Source organism: Candidatus Termitispirillum reticulitermitis (assembly GCF_054655775.1).
Genome location: NZ_BAAIHG010000082.1, coordinates 1 through 4,315, shown reverse-complemented (window position 1 = coordinate 4,315; position 4,315 = coordinate 1). Strand labels below are relative to the sequence as shown.

Annotated in this window: 2 protein-coding genes; both read left to right on the top strand. The window is 45.6% G+C overall.

Translation table 11 applies throughout. The features are described 5' to 3' along the window. The coding region (locus AC1MDJ_RS06890) for a KpsF/GutQ family sugar-phosphate isomerase (RefSeq protein ID WP_479690193.1) at positions 1–874 on the top strand (874 nt) is incomplete at its 5' end. Positions 875–880: 6 nt separating this feature from the next. Next, a partial coding sequence (locus AC1MDJ_RS06885; RefSeq protein ID WP_479690192.1) for an AAA family ATPase occupies positions 881–4,315 on the top strand: 3,435 nt, incomplete at its 3' end.

Sequence of the window (4,315 nt, the reverse complement as noted above, 5' to 3'; positions counted from 1 at the left end):
TAAAGCTGTCCACATCATTATGAACTGCGAAGGTCGCCTTGTAGTCACAGGTATGGGCAAATCCGGTCACATAGGGCGGAAGATTGTCGCTACACTCGCCAGCACCGGCACACCCGCACTATTTATGCACCCTGCCGAGAGCGCCCACGGCGACCTAGGCATGCTTGTGCGCGGAGATGCTGTCCTCGCCCTATCAAACAGCGGCGAAACTGATGAAATCAAGAAAATATTACCAACTATCAAGCGTATGGATATGCCCCTCATATCTATCACAGGCAATGTTCGCTCAACGCTTGGACAAAATAGCGATGCCGTGCTGAACGCAGAAATCCGCGAAGAAGCCTGCCCTATGAACCTTGCCCCCACCACCAGCACCACAGTATCACTTGCACTCGGCGATGCCCTAGCAGTAGCATTAGTTGAGGAACGCGGCTTCACTGCGGAAGATTTCGCTATGTTCCACCCATCAGGCGCACTGGGTAAGCGACTACTCCTGCACGTCAATAATCTATACCATACCGATGACGAACTGCCCCTCGTGCGACAAGATGCCCCACTGAAAGATATGCTCTATACTATGAGCTCAAAGGGGTTTGGCTGTGTGGCTGTGGTTGATAACACTAACAAGTTGACGGGGATTATCACAGACGGCGACCTACGCAGAGCAATGGAAAAAAACAGCGATGTCATGCGCATGACAACCGCCGAACTAATGCATAAAAACCCTAAAACGATAAGAGAAGTTGAGCTTGCCGCTAAAGCACTCTCCATAATGGAAAAATACTCTATTACCTCAATATTCACAGTGGACGAGGCAGGCAAAGTGACGGGTATCATCCATATACACGATTTGTTAAAAGCGGGACTTGCCTAGCACGTTATGATATTTCAGTCCTTGACCATACATGGGTTCAAATCGTTTGCTGACAAAACGCTGATAGAGTTCCCCGCGGGTATCACCGCTATAGTCGGTCCTAACGGTAGCGGCAAGAGCAACATTATGGACTCGCTACGCTGGGTATTCGGCGAACAGCGGGCAACAGAGCTACGCGGCTCTGATATGGAAGATGTCATCTTCGCTGGCTCTGAAAAACGCCGCCCCGCTGGATATGCCGAAGTAACACTCACGCTATCAGCTCTGCCACGCGAAGTGACAGAGAAATGGGGCACATTCGGCGATATATCAGTCACACGCAAGATATACCGCATAGGCGATAGAGAATACCTTATCAACGGACGCAAATGCCGACTAAAAGACATCAGAGATATATTCTTTGACACGGGGCTTGGCTCACGCAGCATATCTATCATAGAACAAGAACGTGTCACAAAAATCGTCAACTCATCGCCAGATGAATTACGCTACTTTTTAGAGGAGACGGCAGGCGTTGTGCGCTATAAGGAACGCCGCAAAGAAGCTGAAACCAGACTAGCACAGACTAGAGCAAACCTCGCTAGAATAGACGATTTAATGGCGGTGCTGGCAGGCGATATTGAACATATAGCAGAGCAAGTAGAACGCGTTAAACAATACCGAACGTTGAGGCAGGAGAAACTTGAGCTTGAAAAGCAGTTTCTATGCGTCATCTACTCACAGCTCGTAAAGGAGCGCGACCAGCTAGATGCATCTATTGAGAAATCAAACATAGCTATGAGCAACACCTCCTCAAAACAAACAGGACACATATCAGAGGAAACAGCTAAAAAACGTCAACACGAGGAGCTACGCGAAACACTAAAAAAATTGCGTGCGGAATATGAAGAACTCCATAAAGGAGAACTTGAAGCTGAGGGACGCATTAGCCACTACCAAGCCAATATATCCAGTGCTGGGGAACAAAAAGAACAGCTGGCAGGCGATATTGAGCGCACCGCAGAGCGGGCAGATAAGCTGACTGAACGGTTGGAGCAACTATCTGAAACAATTCAAGATGCATTTGACTACATAAGCGACTTTGAAGAACAAGCAGAAAGCGCACAAACGGAACTTGACGAACACAGACAAACACTAGATGGCTGTAAGCAAGATGTTAAGCGGCGCAACGATGCATTTTTAGAGACATCTCAGCGGCTGACGGAATACAGCAACAAGATAAATATAAAGCAGATGGAACTGTCGGGCTATAGAACTGAAGAAACTAGACTGCATAAGGAAAAAGCTGAGCTTGTTAGCGAGTCCGGCACTATAGATGGGCGTATTGAGGAACAGAGGGGAACATTAACCCAATCTGAAAATGAAGTCAAGACGATAGATGAAAGATTAACCGCCATTAAAGACAAACTTGATGAAAATAAGCACCAAAAAGAAACATTGCAAGGGGATAGAGCAAAGATAGATGTCGCCTTGCAGACTACCCTTGCGAGCATTGAGCTGTTAAAGCGCGATATAGCATCAAAACTCATCTCCGAAGAGGGTAAGGTTTTAGTAGAAGAGTTCGGCGGTCGCCCCTATTTAGAGGTAGCGGGACAACAAACAGATGATGAAATGCTATTATACCTAGACATTTTTGTGTTTGACGACAGCAAAAAACAAGCACTGCTTGAGCACATCCAAAATATAGATATTTCAATAAAATTTATATTCAACTTACAACTGGGTGAAGCTAAAAATACCCTGACTATAAACAAAATAGGCGGACGACTCTACCAACAAGGGGCGTTATACCATAACATCGGTAGCGATAATCAAGCAAATATAGTCAGGAGACTCAGGGCAGAGCTTGATGAATCCGACACAAAGGCAACCCAATTGAACGAACAGATAACTAGCCTAACAGAACAGTTAGACGCTTTAACTACCAGCATGGAACAAACTCATGCAGAACTTGACAGCCTAACAAAACAACGCGGAGAGTTTGACAATAAACGCATTAGTGCCGCCGAAGCCTTAAAACACTTGCTAGAACAGAAAGAGCGGATGATGAGGAATGCATCCGTTATAGATAAAGAGATTGTTCTAAAAGCAAGCGAATGCACCCGCGCAGTTAAAGAAGCTGAAGAGCTGGCTGAACGACATAAACAGGCGACTTTAGCCCACGCAAAGACTGAAAGAGAATATAAAAGTGCTGATGAGAAACTATCTAGCCTGCTCGGACAACTAGACGAACTAAAAGATAAACATGAAAGTGCCATGCGAGAGCTTGCCAAATACCAAGAGCGCAAACAGACACTGCAATCAGAAAAAGCAAAGGTGGCTGATGACAGACAGACCGCACAGACGGAACTAAATAGCCTGAAAGCACGACTTGACGAGCTTGCAGACGTGCAAGTGGGCGACTGGCAGAGACAGCTTGCCGATGCAAAGGCTGCTAAAGATGAGCTAGTCAAACGTGCACTGGGCAAAAGCGCAGAGATTAAAGAGAGAGAAGTGGAGCTTATAGAGGTTGATAAATATTTAGAAGAGCTGCGCTCAGGGCTTGACAAGCTGACAGGCGAGCTACACGAGATAGACAAAAAAGCAGCTGACTACCGTAGCAAACGTGAGACAGCCGTCAACAATCTAAATGAAGTGACTAGACAAGCAAAAAGTGTTTATAATATAGATATAGAAGAAACATATAAACAATTTGCAGGCAAAGAGCTGACTAGACAGCAAGTGCAGGACAATATAAATAATATTGATAGAGCTATAGACGAGCTTGGCGCACTAAATATGGCAGCTGAAGAGGAATATAGCGTTAAAAGTGAGCAATATGGCTCACAGACAGCACAAAAAGCCGATATAGAACGGGCTATAGGCGACCTTACCGAACTAATATCGGATATAGACTCTAGCACTGTTCAAATCTTTGCTGATACATACACCGCCGTTAGACAGAACTTTTTAGATGTGTTCACGCGATTTTTTGGTAGCGGCACCGCTGATTTACGCCTGACCAACCCAGACGACATGCTCACCACAGGCGTAGAACTCGTGGTTATGCCCCCCGGCAAGCGCGTGAGCAATAAAAACCTGCTGTCGGGCGGAGAAAAGGCATTGGCTGCACTTACGCTCCTATTTGCGCTGTTTTTACAGAAACCAACGCCATTCTGCTTTTTAGATGAGGTAGATGCACCGCTAGATGATGCAAACGTAGGACGGTTCATTGAAATGGTGCGCTCACTTGCGACAAATACACAGTTTGTAATAATTACACATAAACATCAAACAATGGCGGCAGCTGACTCGCTATACGGTGTCACCATGCAAGAGGTAGCGGGACAACAAACAGATGATGAAATGCTATTATACCTAGACATTTTTGTGTTTGACGACAGCAAAAAACAAGCACTGCTTGAGCACATCCAAAATATAGATATTTCAATAAAATTTATA